The sequence below is a fragment of the Pseudorhodoplanes sinuspersici genome (genome assembly GCF_002119765.1).
Lineage (GTDB): Bacteria > Pseudomonadota > Alphaproteobacteria > Rhizobiales > Xanthobacteraceae > Pseudorhodoplanes > Pseudorhodoplanes sinuspersici.
Genome location: NZ_CP021112.1, coordinates 3,226,351 through 3,249,279, shown reverse-complemented (window position 1 = coordinate 3,249,279; position 22,929 = coordinate 3,226,351). Strand labels below are relative to the sequence as shown.

At 60.8% G+C, this 22,929-nt stretch carries 24 protein-coding genes and 1 tRNA gene; 14 read left to right on the top strand and 11 right to left on the bottom strand.

The window, feature by feature from the left end; all coding sequences use genetic code 11:
* The first annotated feature begins 104 nt into the window (after positions 1 to 104).
* Positions 105 to 386 (top strand): DUF3551 domain-containing protein, encoded by a 282-nt coding sequence (locus tag CAK95_RS15765; RefSeq protein WP_086088764.1) that lies wholly within the window; start codon positions 105 to 107, stop codon positions 384 to 386.
* Between the two features lie 11 nt (positions 387 to 397).
* Here the strand turns inward: CAK95_RS15765 and CAK95_RS15760 are convergent, their stop codons facing one another.
* From CAK95_RS15760 to CAK95_RS15750, 3 genes are all read right to left on the bottom strand, one after another.
* Positions 398 to 1,804: an FAD-binding oxidoreductase gene (locus CAK95_RS15760; RefSeq protein WP_086088763.1), complete on the bottom strand. Its 1,407-nt coding sequence runs from the start codon at positions 1,802 to 1,804 to the stop codon at positions 398 to 400.
* 300 nt (positions 1,805 to 2,104) lie between these two features.
* Complete coding sequence (locus CAK95_RS15755) at positions 2,105 to 2,671, bottom strand: hypothetical protein (protein WP_086088762.1); 567 nt, start codon at positions 2,669 to 2,671, stop codon at positions 2,105 to 2,107.
* An 11-nt stretch (positions 2,672 to 2,682) separates the two neighbouring features.
* Positions 2,683 to 3,684: an L-threonylcarbamoyladenylate synthase gene (locus CAK95_RS15750; RefSeq protein ID WP_086088761.1), complete on the bottom strand. Its 1,002-nt coding sequence runs from the start codon at positions 3,682 to 3,684 to the stop codon at positions 2,683 to 2,685.
* A gap of 102 nt (positions 3,685 to 3,786) precedes the next feature.
* On the opposite strand from CAK95_RS15750, the gene CAK95_RS15745 reads away from it, so the two are divergent.
* Positions 3,787 to 3,863: transfer RNA gene (locus CAK95_RS15745), tRNA-Pro, on the top strand.
* A gap of 106 nt (positions 3,864 to 3,969) precedes the next feature.
* Here the strand turns inward: CAK95_RS15745 and CAK95_RS15740 are convergent.
* The 4 genes from CAK95_RS15740 to CAK95_RS15725 form a co-directional block, all read right to left on the bottom strand.
* Entirely contained in the window at positions 3,970 to 4,917 is a 948-nt protein-coding gene (locus tag CAK95_RS15740) for a Bug family tripartite tricarboxylate transporter substrate binding protein (protein WP_086088760.1), read from the bottom strand.
* 88 nt (positions 4,918 to 5,005) lie between these two features.
* Entirely contained in the window at positions 5,006 to 5,986 is a 981-nt protein-coding gene (locus CAK95_RS15735; RefSeq protein WP_086088759.1) for a Bug family tripartite tricarboxylate transporter substrate binding protein, read from the bottom strand.
* Positions 5,987 to 5,989: 3 nt separating this feature from the next.
* Positions 5,990 to 6,967 carry a VOC family protein gene (locus tag CAK95_RS15730; RefSeq protein ID WP_086088758.1) on the bottom strand — a complete coding sequence of 326 codons (978 nt, stop codon included), beginning with the start codon at positions 6,965 to 6,967 and terminating at the stop codon, positions 5,990 to 5,992.
* Positions 6,968 to 7,187: 220 nt separating this feature from the next.
* Positions 7,188 to 7,889, bottom strand: a complete 702-nt coding sequence (locus CAK95_RS15725; RefSeq protein WP_086088757.1) for an SOS response-associated peptidase — start codon at positions 7,887 to 7,889, stop codon at positions 7,188 to 7,190.
* Positions 7,890 to 8,036: 147 nt separating this feature from the next.
* Here CAK95_RS15725 and CAK95_RS15720 point away from each other — a divergent pair, with 147 nt between their 5' ends.
* The 3 genes from CAK95_RS15720 (at position 8,037) to CAK95_RS15710 (ending at position 9,312) form a co-directional block, all read left to right on the top strand.
* Positions 8,037 to 8,495 (top strand): NUDIX hydrolase, encoded by a 459-nt coding sequence (locus CAK95_RS15720; RefSeq protein WP_086088756.1) that lies wholly within the window; start codon positions 8,037 to 8,039, stop codon positions 8,493 to 8,495.
* 53 nt (positions 8,496 to 8,548) lie between these two features.
* Positions 8,549 to 8,923, top strand: coding sequence for a TIGR02301 family protein (locus CAK95_RS15715; RefSeq protein ID WP_086088755.1), 375 nt, complete (start codon positions 8,549 to 8,551; stop codon positions 8,921 to 8,923).
* Positions 8,924 to 9,045: 122 nt separating this feature from the next.
* Complete coding sequence (locus tag CAK95_RS15710; RefSeq protein ID WP_086088754.1) at positions 9,046 to 9,312, top strand: hypothetical protein; 267 nt, start codon at positions 9,046 to 9,048, stop codon at positions 9,310 to 9,312.
* Positions 9,313 to 9,320: 8 nt separating this feature from the next.
* On the opposite strand, the gene CAK95_RS15705 is transcribed toward CAK95_RS15710, so the two are convergent.
* Positions 9,321 to 10,655 (bottom strand): dihydroorotase, encoded by a 1,335-nt coding sequence (locus tag CAK95_RS15705; protein WP_086088753.1) that lies wholly within the window; start codon positions 10,653 to 10,655, stop codon positions 9,321 to 9,323.
* Positions 10,656 to 10,826: 171 nt separating this feature from the next.
* Here CAK95_RS15705 and ygfZ point away from each other — a divergent pair, with 171 nt between their 5' ends.
* The 9 genes from ygfZ to CAK95_RS15655 all read left to right on the top strand — a co-directional run bounded on the left by ygfZ (position 10,827) and on the right by CAK95_RS15655 (position 20,022).
* A complete protein-coding gene (ygfZ, locus tag CAK95_RS15700; RefSeq protein WP_086088752.1) occupies positions 10,827 to 11,714 on the top strand; it encodes a CAF17-like 4Fe-4S cluster assembly/insertion protein YgfZ in 888 nt (295 codons plus the stop codon).
* Positions 11,711 to 12,334 carry a DNA-3-methyladenine glycosylase I gene (locus tag CAK95_RS15695; protein WP_086088751.1) on the top strand — a complete coding sequence of 208 codons (624 nt, stop codon included), beginning with the start codon at positions 11,711 to 11,713 and terminating at the stop codon, positions 12,332 to 12,334. The genes ygfZ and CAK95_RS15695 overlap by 4 nt, the downstream gene beginning before the upstream one ends.
* 494 nt (positions 12,335 to 12,828) lie before the next feature.
* The gene (locus CAK95_RS15685) at positions 12,829 to 13,071 is read left to right on the top strand and encodes a hypothetical protein (RefSeq protein ID WP_147413720.1); all 243 of its coding nucleotides are present in this window, start codon (positions 12,829 to 12,831) and stop codon (positions 13,069 to 13,071) included.
* The gene (locus CAK95_RS15680; protein ID WP_086088748.1) at positions 13,068 to 13,877 is read left to right on the top strand and encodes a TIR domain-containing protein; all 810 of its coding nucleotides are present in this window, start codon (positions 13,068 to 13,070) and stop codon (positions 13,875 to 13,877) included. The genes CAK95_RS15685 and CAK95_RS15680 overlap by 4 nt, the downstream gene beginning before the upstream one ends.
* A 501-nt stretch (positions 13,878 to 14,378) precedes the next feature.
* Complete coding sequence (locus CAK95_RS15675; protein WP_086088747.1) at positions 14,379 to 15,011, top strand: YfbR-like 5'-deoxynucleotidase; 633 nt, start codon at positions 14,379 to 14,381, stop codon at positions 15,009 to 15,011.
* 61 nt (positions 15,012 to 15,072) lie between these two features.
* Positions 15,073 to 15,579 (top strand): tyrosine phosphatase family protein, encoded by a 507-nt coding sequence (locus CAK95_RS15670; RefSeq protein WP_086091450.1) that lies wholly within the window; start codon positions 15,073 to 15,075, stop codon positions 15,577 to 15,579.
* 3 nt (positions 15,580 to 15,582) lie between these two features.
* Entirely contained in the window at positions 15,583 to 16,548 is a 966-nt protein-coding gene (locus CAK95_RS15665) for an NUDIX hydrolase (RefSeq protein ID WP_086088746.1), read from the top strand.
* A 191-nt stretch (positions 16,549 to 16,739) separates the two neighbouring features.
* Complete coding sequence (locus tag CAK95_RS15660; RefSeq protein WP_086088745.1) at positions 16,740 to 19,535, top strand: DUF2339 domain-containing protein; 2,796 nt, start codon at positions 16,740 to 16,742, stop codon at positions 19,533 to 19,535.
* A 10-nt stretch (positions 19,536 to 19,545) separates the two neighbouring features.
* Complete coding sequence (locus CAK95_RS15655) at positions 19,546 to 20,022, top strand: PaaI family thioesterase (RefSeq protein WP_086088744.1); 477 nt, start codon at positions 19,546 to 19,548, stop codon at positions 20,020 to 20,022.
* A gap of 27 nt (positions 20,023 to 20,049) precedes the next feature.
* Here the strand turns inward: CAK95_RS15655 and CAK95_RS15650 are convergent, their stop codons facing one another.
* From CAK95_RS15650 to CAK95_RS15640, 3 genes are all read right to left on the bottom strand, one after another.
* Positions 20,050 to 21,060, bottom strand: a complete 1,011-nt coding sequence (locus CAK95_RS15650; protein ID WP_086088743.1) for a Bug family tripartite tricarboxylate transporter substrate binding protein — start codon at positions 21,058 to 21,060, stop codon at positions 20,050 to 20,052.
* Positions 21,061 to 21,147: 87 nt separating this feature from the next.
* Positions 21,148 to 22,044, bottom strand: a complete 897-nt coding sequence (locus CAK95_RS15645; RefSeq protein ID WP_086088742.1) for a substrate-binding domain-containing protein — start codon at positions 22,042 to 22,044, stop codon at positions 21,148 to 21,150.
* On the bottom strand, positions 22,037 to 22,912 hold the full coding sequence (locus tag CAK95_RS15640) for an amidohydrolase family protein (protein WP_086088741.1): 876 nt from the start codon (positions 22,910 to 22,912) through the stop codon (positions 22,037 to 22,039). The genes CAK95_RS15645 and CAK95_RS15640 overlap by 8 nt, the downstream gene beginning before the upstream one ends.
* Positions 22,913 to 22,929 lie beyond the last annotated feature (17 nt).

Sequence of the window (22,929 nt, the reverse complement as noted above, 5' to 3'; positions counted from 1 at the left end):
TCACGAAGCATTGCCTATTTTTGGCATTGATAGCTAGACTATTTTCGTCGCTGGTTTAAAGCTTTCGCGCACCGTTGGGTTGCATTCATGAATTGGCGGTCACATTGCGCGCTCTGATTTTCCTGTCCGCTCTGCTGGCCTTTTCACAGGCCGCGAATGCGCAAAAATATTGCGCCCGGTTTTATGACGATACCCAGACCTGCGGCATCCCGTCCTTGCGCGATTGCGAGCAGACGGTTTCGGGCGTCGGCGGCGACTGCATCATCGACGATACGGGTGACGTCGCGCCTCGTCCGGGGCCCATCCAGCGATGGATCGAGGCCCAGCCCGACACGAAACCATCGTCCCCCAGCCTCGACGACGTTCCTCCGCCGCCGGGGAATTAGGTATCAAGCGCCTAAAGCACTTTCCCTGGATTGAGAATCCCGTTCGGATCGAGTGCTGCCTTGAGCGTCCGCATCAATTCGATCGCGACAGGATCCTTCACTTTCGGCAGCCGGTCGCGCTTGGCAATGCCGATGCCATGCTCGGCGGAAATCGAACCGCCGTGTTTCAGCACGATACCGAACACCGCGTCCTGCACTGTGTCTTCCTGCGCCATGAAGGCCGCCTTGTCGGCTCCCTCGGGCTGCGAGACATTGTAATGAATATTGCCGTCACCGACATGTCCGAAGGGAAACGGCCGCGCGCCGGGGACTGCCGCGATCACAGCGGCGTTCGCCTCTTCGATGAAGGCGGGGATCGCCGCGACCGGCACCGACACGTCATGCTTGATCGAGCCACCGAGCTTCTTTTGAACTTCACCGACCTCTTCGCGGATGCGCCAGAAGGCCTTGCTCTGCTCCAGCGTCTCGGCAATGGCGCCGTCCTCAACCAGACCGCGCTCCACACCGGTTTCAAAGATATCTTCGACGACATCGCGCAGGCCGGCACTCATCTGCGATGAGATTTCCATGAGAACGTACCAGGGGTGCGACGCGTCGAGAGGGTCACGCGTGCCCGCAACATGCTGCAGGACGCATTCCATTCCAAACCGCGTGAGCAACTCGAAACTGGTCACATCGCTGCCGGCGCGCCCCTGTGCGATGCCAAGCAAATCGACCGCAGCCTGCGCCGAGGGAACGCCAAGAAATGCGACCTCCACCGCACGCGGCTGCGGCACGAGGCGCAGCACCGCAGCGGTGATGATGCCGAGCGTCCCTTCGGCACCGATGAACAGGTTCTTCAGGTCGTAGCCGGTATTGTCTTTCTTCAGCTTGTTGAGATTATTGAGCACGCGGCCGTCGGCCAGCACGACCTCCAGGCCGAGCACATGCGAGCGCGCAATCCCATGTGCGATCGCGGCAACCCCACCGGCATTGGTCGAAAGATTGCCTCCGATGGTACAGGATCCCTCCGACGGTAGCAGTTGCGGATAGAGCCGGTCGGCTTCGGCGGCGGCTTCACGCGTCCGCTGCAAGGTGACGCCGGCTTCGACCGTAATCGTATTCGACACCGGATCGATCTCGCGAATGTTTGTCATCCGGTTCAGCGACAGCACAATCTCGCCGTGATGCGGGATTTGTCCACCGACCAGGCCGGTGTTGCCGCCCTGCGGCACGATGGCAGTCCGCGTTTCGTTGGCCAGTTTCAGGATCGCCGCAACCTCATCCACCGATTCGGGTCGCAACACCAGCTGCGTATGGCCGATCCAGCGGTCCCGCATCTCGTGGAGGTAAGCGGCCTGCACATCCGGATCGGTCAGCGCATATTTTTCGCCAACGATCGCCTTGAAGCGCTCGATCATATCTGCCGGTAATGTCATGCTGTCACCAACTCTTCAGCCCGGATTCGAGCGTGATGCCGAAAAGTGCGAAGCGGTTTTCGGATGACATCATGCTCTAACTTATGAGAATCGATCACGTTTATGATTTTGGATCCGCTCGATCCAAAATCATCGTGATCTAGTGGTCCGATTCTAACATTCGCATCTCTTCTCGGCAGGCTCTTTGCGAATGTTAGAATCAAAGGACCACTAGCAATATTGGATTCTAGTGGAGCTTTGGATTTGACATTTGCTGACGAGCCCGCGGCTGGGCGGGTAGCGAATGTCAAATCCGCTCCACTAGTGACGGCGAAGCAATTCCAGATAGGAATCCTGCGCCTGCTCGATCGCCTTCTGATCCTTGCCCGACATGACGACCGTAAGAATGAAGTCATTGCCATCTTTATCGGTATCGGTGCCGAACGCGACGAGTTCAAACGGCTGTTGTGGGCGGCTCGGGTTTTCATAGCGGAAAGGTTCGAACGCCGCCTTGCCGTTACCACGCTCGACGGGTGGCAATTTCGAAATCTTGGAATCTGCGACGGATTGACGCCACCGTTCCTGGCTCACACGAATGAAGTCGGATAACTGCTGGTCCTTCTCCTTCGCCGACACCCGGATGTAGATGACCGCACGGGCATCATGGAAATTCAGGCCGCGCGGGATCAGCATCTGCACCCGGTTCTCTTCACTTGCGGCCTTGTCCACATCCCAATCCAGAGGCGGCGTGAGCACAAGCGTGAATGACGGACAAAGCTTGCCGTTACAGATTTGCGTGTGCTTCTGCACTTCGGCATTCACTGCGGTCGAAACAAGACCGCCGATCGCAACCACGCCAATGAAAGACGCAACAAATTTGGCGAGCATTCCCATAATATTCACTTTGCGTCCCCTGACAGAGGGCGCGGCGCAGCAGCGCGCCGCAAACGATCGTTGATAGCTTCGCCCAGCCCGGTCTCCGGTACCGGCATAACGGCAATCCTGCTCGCACCAGATGCATCAAGCGCACGCAGATCGGCAAACAGATTGGCCGCCGCTTCGACCAGATCGCCTTGCGACGACAAATTCCGGATCATTCTTGCATCCCGGGCCCCTTTGAATAAAGGACCAAAGGCAAGCAGGGCTTCGTCGGAAGCTACGTCATTTGCGTTGAGTCGCAATCTCGCTTGAGGCGCATAATGCGATGTCAGCATGCCGGGGGCCAACGGGGCTTCGCTATCGCCGCCATGATCTTCGATTGCGACGGGATGGCCAAGGACGGTCTCGATGGCCTCGCGCGGCACCCCGCCTGGCCGCATCAGAACCAGCCGGTCCAGACAGGCAACGATAGTGGATTCAACACCCACGCTGGTCGGCCCGCCGTCGATAATCAGGTCGACCCGGCGGTCGAGATCGCTGGCCACATGCCCCGCCGAGGTCGGTGAAACATGGCCGGACCGGTTGGCGGACGGCGCCACAACCGGCTTACCAAAGGCACGGAGAATGCCGTTGGCCACCGGGTGGTCGGGGACTCGCAGGGCGATGGTATCGAGCCCTGAGGTCGCCAGTTCCGAGACTGGACAATTCGGCAATCGGCGGAGAACCAAAGTCAGAGGCCCCGGCCAGAACGCCTTGGCCAGCCGCTCGGCATCGCCCGTGAAGGCCGCGAGGGCGCGGGCGGCCTCGATATCCGCCACATGAGCGATCAGGGGATTGAACGAGGGCCGGCCCTTGGCGGCGTACAGGCGGGCCACAGCCTCGCCATTCGTCGCATCGGCGCCGAGGCCATACACAGTCTCCGTGGGAAAGGCCACGAGGCCGCCCTGCGCAAGGCAGTCAGCGGCCGCGCGCTGCGCCTCGGGGCCGGCCTGCAAGACCCGAGTATCAAGCAATATGGTCATGGGGCGCTTTCATATCCTTTTTTGCGCCCGAGCCAGTGGAAAATTCAGTCGGCGGCTCGCTTGCGGCTGGAAGAACCCGCCGTTATAAGCCTGCCTTCAAGTCGGAGTGTAGCGCAGCCTGGTAGCGCACCTCGTTCGGGACGAGGGGGTCGTAGGTTCGAATCCTATCACTCCGACCATTCTTTCTGTGAGCTCCCTTCGAGCCTCATTGTGCCTCGATAACGCAAAAAGCCGGCACGGGTGATCCGCGCCGGCTTTGCTTTTGGGGCTAGGGCCCGCAATTTTTTATTTCGTTGCGCCGATCGCTTTGGCGGCGGCGTTGACCCGTTTGCGCTGGTCATCGATTTCAGCCGCAAACTCGGCGGCCTTGCCCGGACGAACCACCTGACCGGTTGCTGTCAGCTTCGACGCGATGGAGGGGTCACCCGCGGCTTCGACCACATCGGCCGAGATCCGATCGCGCAGCTCCGGCGACATTTTGCGCGGTCCGAACAGGCCGACCAGGCCATCCAGTGTCAGCGACGGGTATCCGGCCTCGGCCGCCGTCGGAACATTCGGCAATGCCGGCGCACGCTCCTTGTTCATGAGCGCGAGCACCTTCACCTTTCCGGCTTCGATCTGCGGCCGCATGATGGCGTAAGCCGCGCCGTAGATCTGGATGCGGCCCTCGGCGAGATCGTTCAATGCCTGCACGCCATCCTTGTACGGGACCTTGGTCACGTCGATACCGGCATCCTTCAGGAAACCCGAGAAGACGAAATCGACCGCGCCGGTGGTGCCGGCATAGTTAAGGCTGCCCGGCTTCTCTTTCGCCAGCTTCACGAAGTCGGCCAAGGTGTTGACATTGAGGGATGCCGGCACGCCGATCGCAATCAGCGTATTGGTGGCACGCGCAATCGGAACCAAGTCGTCCTGCTGATAGGGCAGCTTGGCGTGCAAGAGCGGATGCGCGGTGAAGGTCGAGGTCGGCGCCATCAAGAGCGTGTGATCGTCGGCGGCACCCACGAAAGCGTTGATTGCAACGATTGCGTCTCCACCCGGACGATTTTCGATGACGACCGGCTTGCCCCATTTCGCGGACAGCTTGTCGGCGATCAGGCGCGAGGTGATGTCGACGCCGCTACCGGCGCCGAGCGGCAGGATGAAAGTGACGTTGCGCTGCGGCCAAGTCTGGGCATGGGCCGAAACAAGCGAACATGTGAGTAGGCCAAGGGCCAAAAACAGACGACGCATGGGCTTTTCCTCTCTTTAGGCTCCCTCCGCTATCGCCCATCCAATACCACTGTCAATGCGTTACGTTGCCCGTCCGGAGGGCGAACTCTTATTCAGCTTTAATTCCCGTTACCGAGATCAGTCGGCCTTTGTAAGCAAAGTCTTGCGCGATGAATTTTGCGAATTCCTCCGGCGTCGACACAACCGCACCGAACGCCAGCGCATGAATGCTCCGGTCAAGGAAGGCCTTATCTGAAAAGACCGTCGTCACATCCTTCTGAATCTTGTCGATAATCGCCTTTGGTGTATTTGCCGGAGCGAATAATCCAAACCAGGACTGTGGATCAACATCCGCAAATCCGGCTTCTTTAAGAGTTGGTATACTGGGCAGTTCCTTCAGCCGTTCCTTGCGGCTGATTGCGATCGGCTTGAGCTTGCCGGCCTGAATGTGCCCTGCGGTCACCGACCAACCACCGAGTGTCATCTGTACGTCATTGGCGATGGTGGCGGTGATTGCTGGTGCGATGCCGCGATAGGGGATCTGCATGATGTCGGCGCCGGCCTGTGCGCGCAGCATTTCAAACAGCAAATGCGGCTGACTGCCGGTGCCATAGGAGCCGTAATTCAGGGCGCCCTTCTTCTGCTTGGAGAGTGCAACGAGTTCGGCCATCGTATTAGCCGGAACCGATGGATGCACGACAACGATCTGATTGAGCTCGATCAGTTGCGTGATCGGCGCCAGATCCTTTACCGGATCGAAATTCGCCTTGGGAAACAGGAACGGATTGCTGGTGATCGACGAATCACTCGTCAGCAGCAGCGTGTAGCCATCCGCCGGCGCACGCGCGACCGTTTCACCGCCGATCATCGTGCTGGCGCCGGGCTTGTTTTCGACGATGACCGGTTGCTTCCAGATTTGGGACAAACCTTCGCCGAGCGCACGCGCCAAGCCATCGACACCACCGCCGGCAGGATAGGGAACGACAATCCGCACCAGTCGGTCAGGAAAGTTTTGCGCTGATGCGATCGCGGGCATGAGTATCGCGGTGGCGAGCATCAACGCAGCAATCACATGTTTCAGGCTTTTCATCGCTTATTCCTCGAATAGAACGGCCACACCACTTGCCTGCTCCGCCGGAACGACAAGACGGCCTTGCGCTTCGGCAAAGGCAAACCCGTTGTCCGCCAGCCGTACTCGCTGCTCCGCAAGATTAGGACAGCGGAACGCCACTCCGGCGATGGCAGGAAGTGGTGGAAACAGCGTGCCCGGCAACCATTCAGACGCATGCTTGGCATCGATGATGATCAATTGCGTGCCCAAGGCAAAGCGGAAGACGCAGGCATGGTCCTGCCGGTTCGTCGTCAGCCCCGTGTAAAGCTCATACTTCCGGGCGAAATCATCGAGCGCATCTGTCACGATGAACGTGTGCGACAATTGCGTGCATCCATTGGGATGCGTGATATAGCGCGGCTGATAGATGTATTGCGGCGTGAGATGGCGCGCGGCCTGGATGTAACCCTCAGGCGAATGCTCCGGTGCAAATTGCACGCGCTCGAATTTCGCTGTCTGCACACCGTCCGGCGTGTCGATCTCGCGCTGAAGCGGGATCACGCCCGACGTCGCCATACCGGCTTGATGCAAACGCTGATCGACTGACTGAGGGTTTTCGGTGTTGAAGCAGATGATATGCGCACCCTGATGCCGTTTCAGGAAATTGGCGATGCGCGCGGCCGGCTGTCTCGGATCTTCGCTCGCCAGGATTTCGAGATAATCGTTGGCGAACATGATGCAACGGTTGCCGGAACCCAGCGGCTTGACGCTTTCGCCCGGCTTCCACGCCGCGGAATGCGGCGAATAGGGCGTGAGCTGGAAGCCCATGGCCTCGAAACGGCGGACAGTGTCATTCAGATCACGAACCGCCATACCAACGTGATTGATATTATCGATGTCGGGACTCGTCATTGGCACCCAAAATGATGAAAGCTTCAGCGATGCCAGTTCGACACTCTGCGCCGCAGCATATGGCTGCTGGATCTCCGGTTCGTCGTCCGAATCATACTGACCGCTCATTCACATCAATATGAACTACGCAGGGCAGCGTTTAGGACAACGGGAGAAATTGCTACCAATATGCTCTCTTGCGCTCACTGTAAGAGGGAGAGCTTGGATAGAACAAATTGTAAGTCGTTATTGATTAAGTCGATAAGCCTATGAATACGCGCCTCATCGAGCGCATTCGCAATTCACCGTGGGCACGATGCAATGCCCTTCATCGCGGCGTTGTAGAAGATTAGCCGAAAGGCAATGTCAGTACGGCGCTCTGCGGCGCCGTGTATGGCTGCTGAATTTCGGGCCCGTCATTGGCAACACGATTGACCGCCGGCGATATCTCGAATGCTTCCATCGCGGCAGCAGGCGCAGGCACCAGCAGGGCGGCCGCGGCCGCTGGACTGACATTCGCGCAGTCGAGCCACATCTCGAATTTGTCCGGCGGCAGGATCACCGGCATACGATGGTGGATCGGTGCCAGCACGGCATTGGCATCCGTGGTGATCATCGCCGCCGTATCAAGCTCCTCCCCGTTCGGTCCAACCCAGGTTTCCCACAGGCCGGCAAAGACGAACGGCGCGCCACCCTTCATGCGGATCAGATAGGGTCGCTTGGTCGCCCCATCGCGTTTCCACTCATAAAACCCGTCGGCCGGTATCAGACACCGGCGATACTTCATGGCATTTTTGAAAGCCGGCTTTTCATTGACGGTATCGCCGCGCGCGTTGATCAACAGCGTGAATGTCTTCGGGTCTTTCACCCAGGACGGCAGCAGGCCCCAGCGCATCAGCACGAATTGCCGCTGTCCCTCCCACATCCGCACCAGTGGAATCGGTTGCGTCGGCGCCACATTGTAGCGCGGCGGGAAGTTCGGCATTTCAGGATAGCCGAAGTGCTTCCGCATCGTGGCGGGAGTCATGACAATGAAGTAGCGTCCACACATGCGTTACCTCATAGATCACGATGATTTTGGATCGAAGCGATCCAAAATCATAAACGTGATCGATTCTAATATTTTAGAGCATGATGTCGTCCGAAAACCGCTTCGCACTTTTCGGCATCATGCTCTAGCGCAAATTGGGACGGCGACATGTCAGAAGACCGCACTTATCCAACGCGACCTTTTCTTGCGGTCAGCGCCGCAATCATTCGTGACGGTAAGGTGATGATCGTGCGGCGTGGAGGGGGCGTCGCCACCGGCGTCTACACCCTTCCAGGCGGCGTGGTCGAAACGGGCGAGACTGTCCGCGAGGCGGTCGTCCGCGAGGTGCGTGAAGAGATCGGCATGACGGTCGAGCCGCTCGAGCCTGCTGGCTACCGCGAAATGATCGCCCGTGCTGCCGATGGCCGGGTGAAGCGGCATTTCGTCATCCTCTGCTTTGCCGCGCGCTGGATCGCCGGCGAACCCACTCCCGACCCGACGGAGATTGCGGAAGCGGAATGGCGGTTTCCACATGAACTGGACGGGCTGAAGACCACGGACGGTCTGCGGGAGATCATTGACAAGGCGATGGAACAGTTTGAGCCCGCGTCAGCCTTGCACCGCTGATCGACAATCCAGGCCTTGCGGACGCCAAATGACCGGCGCATACCTTGGCCACTATGATGCGCCGCTTCCTCCTGATCCTGCTGATGGCGACCACCCTCGCCGTGCCGGCCCGCGCGATCGATAGCGGGGCGGCGTTCGAGGCTGAATTGCAGCGGCTCTCCGAGATCCTGGGCGCCCTGCACTATCTTCGGGGGCTCTGCGGCGCGAAGGACGGCCAGAAATGGCGAAATGAGATGCGGGCGCTGATCGAGGCCGAGGCCCCGGCGCCCGAGCGTAAGACCAAGCTGATGGCCAGCTTCAATCGCGGCTATAGCGGTTTTCAGCAGTCCTACCGGACCTGCACGGACGCTGCCGATATCGCCATCCGCCGCTATCTCGACGAAGGCGCCAAGATCTCCCGCGAAATTACCGCCCGCTATACTAATTAGTAGTGGCTTCTCTTGGCCCGCATTAACCTTTCCTAAAGACGGGGGTTTGCTGCGCCGCCTCCCATGCTAACGTCGGGGCTCTTCTCGCCTGGGGCGCGGAAACGCGCGGGAAATAATTCAGCATGAACAGTCTGTCGCGCATGAACTCGGCCCGTGAGCCGATTGCGGATCACGAGCAGAAAAAGGTCGCGCTCGGCTACGTGCACGAGGCCTGGGCGGAAGCGCGTCTTGACGGCATCGATGGCGACTGCATGGCGCAGGCCTGCCTGTTCGCGGCGCTGATCGAATTCGTCTCGACCTATGGCGAGGATGCCGCCGCGGTGTTCGCGGAAGGGCTCTCCGACCGCATCCGCAACGGCGAATTTTCCCTGGATCTGTCGCGCCAGTAACGGCGCGATCAGGCCGACAGCGTTTCCAGAAAGCGCACACGCTCACCCTGCGACGGGGTGATAAGTTCGTTCTCCCACATCACCCGGCGACCGCGGACAACTGTGCCGACCGGCCAGCCAATCACCGTCATGCCGTCATAGGGCGTCCAGCCCGCCTTCGAGGCAACCCATTGATCGGTGATGGTTTCCCGTCGCTTCAGATCGACCACCGTCAGGTCGGCATCATACCCCACGGCAATGCGGCCCTTGCGGGCAATGTTGAATAACCGGGCCGGGCCGGCGCTGGATAAATCAACGAATCGGGCGAGGGATAAACGGCCGGCATTGACGTGGTCCAGCATCAGCGGCACCAGCGTCTGGACGCCGGTCATGCCCGACGGCGTTGCCGGATAAGCCTTTGATTTTTCTTCCAGAGTATGCGGCGCATGATCGGAGCCGAGGATATCGACCACCCCCTGCTGCAGGCCCCGCCAGATCCCGGCCCGATGCTGCGCATCGCGCACCGGCGGGTTCATTTGTGCTTTGGTTCCAAGCACTTGGTAGCATTCCGGCGCCGCCATGGTGAGATGGTGCGGCGTCACCTCGACCGAGGCGACGTCCTTGTAATGCTCCAAGAAGTCCATTTCCTCGGCGGTAGAGACGTGGAGAACATGCACCCTCGCCCCTGTTTCCCGCGCTGTACGGACCAGCCGCTCGGTCGCGATCATCGCCGCGACCGGATCGCGCCAAATGGGGTGCGTCGTCGGGTCGCCCTCGACCCGCAGACTCTTGCGCTCGTTCAGCCGCGCCTCGTCCTCAGCATGGAATGAGGCACGGCGGCGGATCACTTTCAGGATGTTGCGCAGCCCCTCCTCGTTCTCGACCAGCAGCGATCCGGTGGACGAGCCCATGAACACCTTCACCCCGGCGCAGCCCGGCAGGCGCTCCCATTCCGGCAGGTGCTTGTAGTTGTCGTAGGTGCCGCCGATGAAGAAGGCATAGTCGCAATGCATGCGATGATGCCCGCGCTTCACCTTGTCGGCCAGAGCCTCGGGCGTGATGGTCAGTGGATCGGTATTGGGCATTTCGAACACCGCCGTGACGCCGCCCATCACCGCACTGCGCGAGCCCGATTCGAGATCTTCCTTGTGGGTGCCGCCCGGCTCGCGGAAATGCACCTGCGTATCGATCACGCCCGGCAACACATGCAGGCCCCGGCAATCGACCGTCTCGCCGGCGGAGGCTTTCGACAGATCGCCGATCCCGGCGATACGCCCATCCCTGACGCCGATATCGCGCGCACCCTCGCCATCCTGATTGACGACGATGCCGCCCTTGAAAATCGTGTCGAAGGTCTGTGCCATGATCGTCCAAATCCTGGAATTACCGCCGCGAAGTCATGCCCGGTCTGCGGCCCTTGAGGCCGTGCTGTCAGCGCCTTACGTTTCACCGGGAATTCTGGCAAGAGCCGTTTACAACGTCGTTTGCAGGGCTGTTCGCTGCGAACATCATATTTGGAACCGTTTCAGAGCACCATGAAAGCCGCTTTGCTCACAGATCGCAGCGTGTTGCGTGTCACGGGCGAACCCGCGCGCGGGTTTCTCCACAACCTTGTGACCGGCGATATTGAGACGCTGGCGCCAGGCGATGCGCGCTACGCCGCGCTGTTGACGCCGCAAGGCAAGATCATCGCCGACTTCTTCGTGATCGAAGCCGGCGCCAACGAAGGCGGTGGCTTCTTCATCGATTGCCCCAAAGCCCTGGCCGACGAGCTGGCGCAGAAGCTCAATTTCTACAAGCTGCGCGCCAAGGTGACGATCCAGAGCATCGACACCCTCTCTGTTCTCGCGGCATGGGACGGCGACGGATCGACCGACTACGGCCTCGTCTATCATGACCCGCGTCTCGCCGCGCTTGGCCTCCGCGCCATCGTGCCGACGGATCTCGCATCGGAAGCCGTCGCCGACCTCGGCGCGACGCTGGTCGATGCATCGGACTATGACGCGCATCGCATTGCGCTGGGCGTGCCGCGCGGCGGCGTCGATTTCATCTATGGCGATACGTTTCCGCACGATGCCGATCTCGACAAGCTGAATGGCGTCGACTTCAAGAAGGGCTGCTATGTCGGTCAGGAAGTGGTGTCGCGGGTCGAGCATCGCGGCACCGCGCGCAACCGCGTCGTTGCCGTTGCGTTCGACGAACATCCGGCTCAGGACGGCATTGCGGTGATGGCCGGCGACAAGACCGTCGGCACCATGGGCTCATCCGCCGGCAAGCAGGGGCTTGCCATGCTGCGCGTCGACCGCGTCGCGGAAGCGATCGATGCCGGCACGCCGCTCAGTGCCGGCGGCATCACACTGACATTGCGCGACAGCGCCGTGGCCGATTTTCTCGCAGCTGCCAGAGTGAAGACCGCCGGATGAAAGCGATTGCGCATGTCGACGGCCTGCATCGCTGCCCGTGGCCGAAGGAAGACCCGCTCTATGTCAGCTATCATGACACCGAATGGGGCGTGCCGGAATATGACGACCGCGCGCTGTTCGAAAAGCTGATCCTCGACGGCTTCCAGGCCGGCCTGTCGTGGATCACGATCCTGCGCAAGCGCGACAATTTCCGCAAAGCCTTCGACGATTTCCAGCCGGAAAAGATCGCGCGTTACACGCCGCGCAAGGTCGAAAAGCTGATGCAGGATGCGGGCATCGTCCGCAACCGGCTGAAGATCGAAGGCACGATTTTATCGGCGCGCTCCTGGCTCGACATCATGGAAAAGTCGGACGGCTTTTCCGATCTGTTGTGGAGCCACATGGACGGCCGGCCGAAGGTCAACACCTTCAAGACGATCAAGTCGGTCCCGGCCGAAACGCCGCTCTCACGCGCGATATCGAAAGATCTTGCCAGCCGCGGATTCAAGTTCGTCGGCCCGACCATCGTCTATGCGTTCATGCAGGCGGTGGGGATGGTGAACGATCATCTGGTGACGTGTTATCGGCATGCGGAGTTGGCTAGCAAGTGGCAAGCCGATAAGCGAGATAAGGCACTCTAACTCCGCTACAGACTCCCGCGTTTGAAGACATGGATGAAGCAACAAAGAAACGCTTGCAATAACGTGCATTTCTGCGCGCAGCCGAGAACCAAGCGCTGCGGAAGGCGATGTGAGCCTCGCAATGACCGCACTGCACCGCAAGCGAACCGTGTTTTACGACGAACACTTTGAAATTGGCTCGTGGATAAGCACCCCGAATCATCTTTGAGTTGAACGACCCCATTGCGAATCGCGATAATACCTTTGTGGGATGATTCGCGGAGAGGCTTACGTGCCAGAAGAAGCGAACGATGTTTGGCTTTCAGTTATTGGAAAATCGCTTGCCTACTTGTGCCTTAAACAGGCGGAGCAAGCCGATCCAGATAGGATGTCTGGTGTCCTCGCAAAAGTGAAGTTTCTGATGGGTTTAGGCCTATCACAAGATGATGCAGCAGCGGCGGCAGGCAGCACGGCTCAATCGGTTAGGGTTATGAAGATCCGCAAGAGGAGCTCGAGTGGCAAAAAAAAGAAAAAGCGTCGCACAAGTTGAGAAGCCCGACGCGTTGATGTTGATCGCACGTCTTCTCGCGGTTCATGTCACGAAAGAGACCGAAACTAACGAAGCCGCGCTGGTCCTTTCCGGGGCTGGGTTTGACGACAGTGACGTGGCGCAAATGCTTGGTATTACCGAAAGCACCGTTCGAGGCATCCGCTTCCGCAATAACAAACCAAAGAGAAAGAAGAGTAAGCGCGGATGAGCAACGCGATACCTCAGCCGTTACGTACAGCGATCAAGAAAAAGCTCGGAAATGTTTCTGATCGTCACGTTAATCGCCTGATCGCGCAAATCGCCAACGATCAACTCATCTCCCGGCGAGCGGCTTCGATGATGTTAGCCCGTAAGCTAGGTATCGCCATTACGCGCTACGCCACTGCGGAAGACCGTGCTGAGATGCGAGGTCACGCAGTTTCTGCCATCTCGACCGAGCCGGAAGACAATGCGATTAGTGCGGCCCCGCCTGTTTCTAAAGTTTTGCCGACTCTGAAAGTTAAGCCTGCAAAAAACAACAGCCTTTTCGTCGTTCATGGCCGAGACAGCAAGCTTAATGAAGCGATGTTTGCGCTTCTTCGCGCAATGGGCCTAAACCCGTTGGAGTGGAGCCAGGCGATTGCAAAGGCGAAGGGAGCCAATCCCGACGTTCGTAAAGTTATAAACAATGCGATGAGGCTGGTTCAAGGCGTCGTTGTGATGTTTTCACCGGACGAGGAAGCGCGCCTCAAAACAAAGTACAGAGCTAAAGGCGACTCCGCGAAGCTTGAAGGCCAAGCTCGACCGAACGTGATTTTTGAATCCGGCTTGGCTCTCGGCGGCCACCCTAAAAAAACGCTGCTCGTTCAGGTCGGCGATACTCGACCCATAAGTGACATTGCGGGAATGCACATGCTCCGATTGTCTAACTCCGCGACCAGTCGCAAGGAGCTTGGCCAGCGGCTAAAGAAACTAGGATTTAAAGTCGATCTGTCTGGTACCTCTTGGCTGACTGAAGGCGACTTCAATCGCTAGTGTTCCAGATTAACCGGTCTCCGCTCGCTGCGCCCACCTATCACACGACATTGGCGGAGATGACGACAGGTCCCTCGCAAGGGAAACGCTCGGAAAGCTGAAGCATCAAAGAGCTGCGCGCGCGTGAAGCTCCCGGCCGGAACAGCGCCTAGAGACACATTTGGATAGCGTGGCAAGGCCGCTGAAGTTTCATGCTTGGGCGGCCGCTTTATCGGGAACGATGGTATTCGGCAGGTTTTAACCTCACGTCCAAACCGGCCCCTTCCCCCAATTTCAGGTTTGGATCGGCCGCTTGGTTTCCCCCCGACCAAGCGGCCATTCTTCTTTCGCGAAACCCGATCGGTCCGGCTCTACGGATACATCCTGTTGCTTGCGGCTGGTGCAGGCGCAATCTGTTGCGCTACGTTGCATTGACCAAATCCCGACTCGCCAGCATATGCCCACCATCACCCCCCGCCTCACCATTCGCTTCGCTCGTGGGAGAAGAAAGCGCGGAGACCAATGACCAAATCCGCGAGCAAAAAAATCGTCAAAGCTCCTGCCCGCACGAAAGCGACCCGCGCCTGGCAGCGCATGCTGTCCGGGCGCAGGCTGGATCTGCTCGACCCCTCGCCGCTCGATGTCGAGATCGAGGATATTGCGCACGGCATTGCGCGCGTGCCGCGCTGGAACGGCCAGACCATCGGCGCGCATATCTTCTCGGTCGCGCAGCACACCTTGCTGGTCGATACCATTGCGCGGCAGCAGGGGCCGATCGACGACAAGCTGCGGCTGGCGATCATGCTGCACGACGCGCCCGAATATGTGGTCGGCGACATGATCACGCCGTTCAAGGCGGTGATCGGCGATTCCTACAAGGCGGTCGAATTGCGGCTGCTCGCGGCCATCCATGTCCGGTTCGGCCTGCCGCCGAAACTGGCCGCGGCGCAGGAAAAGCTGATCAAGCAGGCCGACCGCGCTGCAGCATACCTCGAGGCCACGCGGCTTGCCGGCTTCAGCGAGGCGGAAGCGCGGCGTTTTTTCGGCAACCCGCCGAGACTTTCCCCGTCGGTGGAGCGTGACTATCTCACACCATGGCCCGCCGAGACGGCGGAAGCGCGGTTTCTGGAGCGTTTTGCGAAGCTCTGCGGCTGACACTTTTCCGTCCGAAGGCGCGTGCTAAGACTCGGGCGGATTCGATACGGCATAATTGATGATGATTCACGTCTGCTCCCTCGCCCGCCTGCATGACACGGTAACCGAAACCGGTGCAAAACACGTCGTTACCCTGATGAAGGACGTCGCGATGGTGCGGCGGCCGGCTTCGATCGTCGAAGCCAATCACCTGCTGCTCGACATGGACGACATTACCGCCGTGATGGACGGCTATGTGCCGCCGAACGAAGCGCATGTGAAAAAGCTGATCGATTTCGTGACCGCGTGGGATCGCGCCGCGCCGATCGTCGTGCATTGCTATGCCGGCATCAGCCGCTCGACGGCGGGCGCCTTCATTACCGCCTGTGCGCTCAATCCGAAGCGCGACGAACTGACGATCGCCCGCGCGATTCGCTCGTTCTCGCCGACCGCCCAGCCCAACAGCCGGCTGGTGGCGCTGGCCGACGTCATCCTTGGCCGGAAGGGCCGCATGGTCGATGCCGTGCGCGCCATTGGCCCGGGCCTTGCGTCGTATGAAGGGCATCCGTTCCGCCTCGAACTCGAGTGAGCGATGCCGGTTGGTCTGACGCCCATCGAGATCGGACTGACCACGGCGATCGTCGCCGTCACCAATGAAGAACCGCAGGTCCTGGTCGCCGGCGAAAGCGGCAGGAAAGACGGGCCGGCCGGTTTGCCCTCCGGCGCATTCGATCCGCTGTCGCATCGCACCTTCGAGATCGGTCTGCGCGAATGGGTGGCGGCGCAGACCGCGCTCGACGTCGTCTATGTCGAGCAGCTTTATACCTTCGGCGATCGCGGCCGGCATGCGCGTATCGGCGATACCGATCCGCATGTCGTATCGGTCGGCTATCTGGCGCTGACGCGCGTGCCGGAGAATGTCTCGGGCCTGCAGGCGGCGGGCGCGCGCTTCCGGCCCTGGTATCACTTCTTCCCGTGGGAGGACTGGCGCGAGGGACGCCCACCGATCATCGATGACGCGATCCTGCCGTCCTTGACGAAATGGGCGCGCGGGGCGGCCGGGCGCAACGAACGGCTGCGGCTGTGTTTTGGCGGCGGTGACGCGGCTTCGGACAAACACACAAACTGGGACGAAGAGAAGGTCCTCGAACGCTACGAGCTGCTTTATGAAGCCGGGCTGATCGAGGAAGCGCAGCGCGACGGGCGCGTGGCCGCCGTGCGCGGGCATCTTGGCCTGTCGATGCGGTTCGACCACCGCCGTATCCTCGCCACCGCGATCGCGCGGCTGCGCGGCAAATTGAAATATCGCCCGGTGGTGTTTGAACTGATGCCGGCCGAATTCACACTAACTGAATTGCAGCACACCGTGGAGGCGATTTCAGGACGGCATTTGCACAAACAGAATTTCCGCAGGCTGGTGGAAAGCACCGAGCTGGTGGAGCCGACCGGCGAGATGTCCACCACAACCGGCGGACGCCCCGCAGCGCTTTTCCGCTTCCGGCGGGAAGTGATGCAGGAGCGGCATGCACCGGGCCTGCGGCTGGGCGTGCGGCGGTAAAAGGCATTGATGCCGCTCATTCCCGCACCCGGGTCTACGCTTCGCGCAGCCCGAGTGTAAACTCCGGCGGGAATCCAGCATAGTCATTCTGGGTCCCCCGCCTTCGCGGGGACGAGCGGTGTGTTGAGCTGGTTTCGGCTTCACCAATAACGACTAGTCTGTATTTCGTTCTCCTTCAGGATCCCTTTTCCATGGAATTCCTTGTTCTCGTTGCGCTGATCGCGCTGCTGTTGATGGTGCATGGCCTGCGCGGGCGTCTGCGCGAACTCGACGTCACATTACGGTCGCTGGACGACAGGCTGGCCGAGTTTGTGCGCAGCGCGGGCCTTCCGACGCCGCCAGAGGCTGCGACGGAGGCCGCCGGAGCAGCGGCGAATGTTCTCGATCCTGAACCGGCCGCACCTGCACCGGCCGTTGATATAACGCCGCCCGCTCCCGAACCCGACACGATGCAGGCCGCCTTCGCGCGGCAACAGCAGGACGATATCGCGGCGTCACCGCCCACCGCGGACGAGCCCGCGCCTGAAATTCCGGCGACGCCAGAGCCGCCCGTCATGCCGGAGCCGGAGCCCGTTGCCACCGGCGGCGGTGAAGAACCGCCCGCGGACAAGCCGCGCGACTATGCCGATTTCGAACGCCGCTTCGGCACGCAATGGGTGGTGTGGATCGGCGGCCTGGCGCTGGCGCTCGGCGGCATTTTCCTCGTGCGCTATTCGATCGAGGCCGGATTGTTCGGGCCGGGCCTGCGCGTCTTGTTCGGCGCTTTGCTGGCGCTCGTACTCGTCGGCCTTGGCGAACTCGCCCGCCGCCGCGAAATCACGAGCGGCATCGCGCAGGTCAAGACCGCGCATATCCCGAGCATTCTCACCGCGGCGGGCACCACCGTCGCTTACGCCGATATCTATGCGGCTTATGCGCTGTATGAATTTCTGTCGCCGGCCGCCGCGTTCGTGCTGCTCGGGCTCGTTGCATTGGCGACGCTCGCAGCAGCACTGGTGCACGGCCCGGCTCTCGCCGGCCTTGGCCTGATCGGCGCCTATGTGACGCCGGCCCTGGTCGGCGGCACGCAGCCAAATTACTGGGCGCTGTATATCTATCTCGCGGTCGTCACCGCCGCAGCCTATGCGCTGGCGCGCATGCGGCTGTGGCGCTGGCTGGCGATCACCGCGGCCTCCTTCGCGCTGTTCTGGATGCTGGCCGGATTGTTCGATGCGAATGCGATCACCGCGCATGCCTTCCATGCCCTTGTCGGTTTCGCGCTCGCATCCGCTTTCATCGTCGCCGGTTTCCTTTATGGACCGCCGGCCGAGCGCGGACGCTTCGATCTCGTCTCGTGCGGCGTACTGGCCGGATATCTGTTCGGCACGTTCCTGCTCGTGCTCGCTAACAAGCATGACTCCATCGCGGTCATGACGCTGCTGGCGCTGTGCGCGGCGACGATCGCGGTCGCCTGGCGCAGCGAGGCGGCAACGCCCGCGATCGCTGCCGCCGCATTGCTGGCCTTGCTCATCATCGGACATTGGTCGACGTCGGATTATTTCATCGTATTGCATCAACCGGGCGGCGTGCTGTCAGGATTGCCTGCGGTGCCGCGGCTCGACGGGATGCGGCTGCATCTTCTCTTCGGCGCGGCCATCGCCGCAATGTTCGGCGCCGCCGGATATCTGGCGCAGGGGCGCGTCGTGCATCCCTATGCGGCGATCATCTGGGCGGCGACCGGCGTGCTGACGCCGATCGTCACGCTGGTGGCGCTGAATTACGGCGTCACCCTGTTCGAGCGCTCGATCCCGTTTGCCGCACTGGCGCTGCTGCTCGCGGCGTTGTTCGGTATCGCCACCGAGACCTTGAGCCGCCGCAGCTTCGCACCCGGCAGTGCTGCGGCCGCGGCGATCTTTGCCTGCGGTGCCGTCGCCTCGCTGGCACTGGCCCTGACCTTCGCGCTGGAACGCGGCTGGCTCACGGTGGCGCTCGCGCTGATGGTGCCGGGCATTGCGTACATTGCCGACAAGCGGCCGCTGCCGATGCTGCGACAGCTCTGCATCGTGCTGACGATCCTGGTGATGGCGCGCATCGCCATCGATCCGCGCATCGTCGGCAACGATGTCGGCACAACGCCGATCTTCAACTGGCTGCTCTGGGGCTATGGCGTTCCGGCACTGTCGTTCTGGATCGCCGGCATCATCCTGCGCAAGCGCGGCGACGATTATGCCTCGCGCAGCGTCGATGCCGCAGCCATCACCTTCACGGCGCTGACGGCAATGCTGGAAATCCGTCACCTGATGAATGACGGCGATATTTATCATCCGTCGGCGGGCCTCGGCGAAACCGGATTGCAGATTTCGACCGGCCTTGCCATGACCATCGGGCTCGAACATGTGCGGGCACGTACGCACAGCATCGTGCATGATATCGGCGCGCGCATCATCGGCACGCTGTCCTTTATCGGCATCCTGATCAGCTTCGGCGTTTACACGAACCCGATGTTCACCGGCGAGCCGGTCGGCGGCATGGTGTTCAACACCATCCTGCTCGGCTACGGCATCCCGGCCATCCTGATGGCAATCCTCGCACGCCAGATTCGCGACACGCGGCCTGCCCTCGTCTATCGCATCGCCGCCGTGACGGCGATCGTGCTGGCGCTGGTCTATCTCTCGCTGGAAGTGCGCACGATCTTCCACGGGCCGGTGCTGATCGGCCAGCCGACCACCGACGCCGAGCAATATACCTATTCGGCGGTGTGGCTCGCCTTCGGCGTCTTGCTGCTGCTCGCCGGCATCGCCTTGAAATCGCAGCCGGCGCGCTTTGCCTCGGCGGCGGTCGTGATCCTCACCATCGGCAAGGTCTTCCTCTATGACCTCGCCGGCGTGCAGGGCGTGTACCGCGCCCTCTCCTTCATCTGCCTCGGCCTCGTGCTGATGGGGATCGGCTGGCTGTATCAGCGGCTGTTGTTCACGCCGCAGCGGGCAGACGAAACAAGGCCAGCGTGAGACCATAGCCATGAATGAAATCGTGTATGGCGTCGTGCCTGTCGAAACGCTGCTGCAACATGACGGCCTCAGTTTCCTGCGCGGGCTGATCGACGGCAGGTTTCCAGCACCGCCGATCACGCAGACGCTCGGCTTCACGCTCAGCGAAGCCGAGCACGGCCGCGTCGTCTTCTCAGGCACGCCGCAGATGCGCCACTACAATCCAATCGGGACAGTGCATGGCGGCTTCGCCATGACGCTGCTGGATTCCGCACTCGCCTGCGCCGTGCATTCGACGCTGTTGAAAGGCGAGACTTACACGACACTGGAGATCAAGGTGAACCTCGTGCGGCCATTGACCAAGGACACCGGCCCTGTCCGCGCGGAAGGCCGCCTCATCCATCGCGGTCGCACCCTCGGCACGTCCGAAGGCGACATCAAGGATGCAAGCGGCAGGCTTTATGCGCACGCCTCAACGACCTGCATGATTTTCCCGGCGAAGAAATAACCGGCTACCGCGCAGACCGGCGCGGAGTTATTTCTTCTCAATGCCGGCGGCCTCGACCACCTTCCCCCACTTGGCGACTTCACGCGCAATCCGCTCACGCAGGTCCTCAACCGAGCTGCCGCGCGCCTCCATGCCAAAGCTGACAGCCGCCGCTTTCACGTCTGGCAAGCTCAGAACATCGTTGACCGCTTTATTGAGGATCGCAACGATCTCTGCCGGCGTACCCGCCGGCGCCGCAAGAGCATTCCAGCTCGTGACCTCATAGTCTGCCAGGCCAATTTCAGAGACTGTGGGAACATCCGGCAGCGCTGGCGAACGTTCGCGTCCTGTGGTTGCGATGGCGACAATCTGACGATCGTTGAGGCTGCCCTGCAACCCAGCCTGATACTCGAAGAGAATGTCGATATCTCCACGGATCATCGCCGTCACCAGTTCCGGGGTCGTCTTGAAGGGGATCGCCGCCACGGAAATTCCGGCCATCGACTTGAATAGCTCTCCGGAGAGATGCTGGTTGCTGCCGGGATTGATCGTCCCGAAATTCAACGTTCCAGGCTTGGCTTTCGCGGCACCGATCACGTCTTTAATGGATGTGAATGGCGATCCTGCCTTGGTGGCAACGACAAGTCCGTAAAACGCCGTTGTCGAAATCGGAATGAGATCGCGTTCGAGATCGTAGGGCAGCGATTTGAACAGCGACTTGGCAGCGGTGAGGCCTCCGCCGATCATGGCCAATGTATATCCGTCAGGCGCCGAGCCGACGACAGCCTTGATGCCGATGATGCCGGCCGCCCCGGGACGATTTTCAATGATGAACGGCTGGCCCAGTTTGTCTGAGAGCTTTTCCGCGACCATCCGCATCGTCACATCGGCAATGCCGCCGGCGCCATAGGGCACGATGATACGGACAGGACGGGTGGGATAGGACGCAGCCTGCGTGACATCCAGCGACAATGCCGTGAAGAATGCGGCGAGCGCGCCAACCGCAAGATAAACGCCGCGCCGGACATGACTCGTCATACCAATATGCAACCGCAACATTGTTTCCTCCCTCTCGTTATTTGATCGGCAAGCGGCGCACGAGCGACGTTTGATCGTTGCGCGCTTGCTTCTGTCATTTTGGTCGCCTCAGTCCGCCAGCGTTTCACCGAGCATGGCGGTCGTCTCGTCGAATATGTCATCCACCATCATCGCGCATGGCAGAAGGGTCTGCTGCTCGCAATAGTGCAGGATCATCGCCAGAGAACGGCGGTTTGCAGCGATGCCGATCGCCGCCATATCGGGGCGCTCCGCCGCGACAGGCTTCGCGCGATGAATCGTCTGCCAAAGATCGCGCATGGCCGCCGGATGTGCTGCGGCGACATCCTTGCGCACCACCATCATGTGATTGATCGGGACCACATCGTGCTTGTCGTACCAGGCGCGCGCAGCCTCGCGCGGGGCTGCGATCACCGGTGCGAAATCAGGGTCGTCCGGCAAATCATTCCCGAAAATCGCAGCATCGATGTCGCCAGACCGCAAAAGCTCCGCAAGGGTGCGGCCGGATGGCGCCCTCTCGACCCATGACGGATCGCGATATTCAGCAAGATGCGCGCCCTCCTGCGTCACCCAGCGGATCGAGTCGGGCGCCACACCATAATCGTTTTGAAGAATGCCGCGAAGCCATACCCCGGTCGTCTGCGTGTAAGCGCGCACACCGATACGCCGTCCGCGAAGATTCTCCGGCCTCAATGGGGCATCTGACTTGCGGGCGATGAGACAGCCGTGTTGGAATCGCGCTGCCAGTGTGACGGGCAGGATCAGCAACGGCTTGCCATAGGCAATCGCCTGCAACGCCGTGACGATGGCCATCTCGCTCACATCGAATTTTTGCTCGCGCGCCATCGGAGCAAAAGCGCGGTGAATGGGCGATACGTCGGCAAATGAAAGTTGAAATGTCTCCGCCTCGGCTTGCGCAGTTTCCAGGGTCTTGCGCCAGGCGCGGGATCCGATCGCCGCGGTCAGCGTCAGCTTCTGATCAAGCATCGGCTTTCTCCATGCGCCGGCTCACCAGAGCGGGATAAAGACGGCGCGCCGTGCCCGAAAAAATATGAGCGCGATCGGCTTCGCTGAGAGACGAAAGCGATTTCTGCGCGTCCTCCAGGAGATGCGACATCGGACCGGCATGAGCCGGAAAATTGGACCCCCAGGCAATCCGATCGGCCCCGAATGTCGCCACCAGCTTTGGGAAGAAAGCTTCGGGGGTCGAGGAGCCCGTGCCGGCCTGCTCGATCGTGCGGCTGGTCAGTTTGAGAAAGACATTGGGATGAGCCGCGAGATCGAAGAGCCATTGTGCAGCCCGATATGGCGGACCGTCAGACAAGGCCGGACGCGCCATGTGATCGAGGACGATCGGCACCTTTCGAAAGCGCGCCAGCAGTTTGAGCAAGTCCGGAACGCCTTCGGGGCGCATCTGCAGACAGACCGGCAGGCTGGCCGCTTCCGCCAGCTCCCATACGGGGAAAGTCCGTTCATCGGCCAGCCAGTCGGCCTGGCCCGGGCTGGTGCTGCCCGTGGTGAACAGACGCATGCCTGTCAGGCCCGCCTGCGTCCATCGCTTGAACTCCGCACCGGCATCGGGAGCGAACATGTCGATGCAAAAGACACCGGTAAAGCGCTCGGGATGGGCGGCGACGCAATCGGCGAGATAGGAATTGTCGAAACCGTAAGCGGTCGACGCCTGCACGACGGCGGACTTTGCCACCCCCGCTTCATCCATCGCCGCGAGCAGCGCCGCGGCACTGGTCGGGCGCGCGCGCGACCAGTCGGACTGCTTGCCACCAAGCGGCGCGAACGGATATCGCTCCGAATCCGAAGAAATGACGTGCGTATGGATGTCGATGACGTCGCTCACGGCTTCCCTCTCCTGGC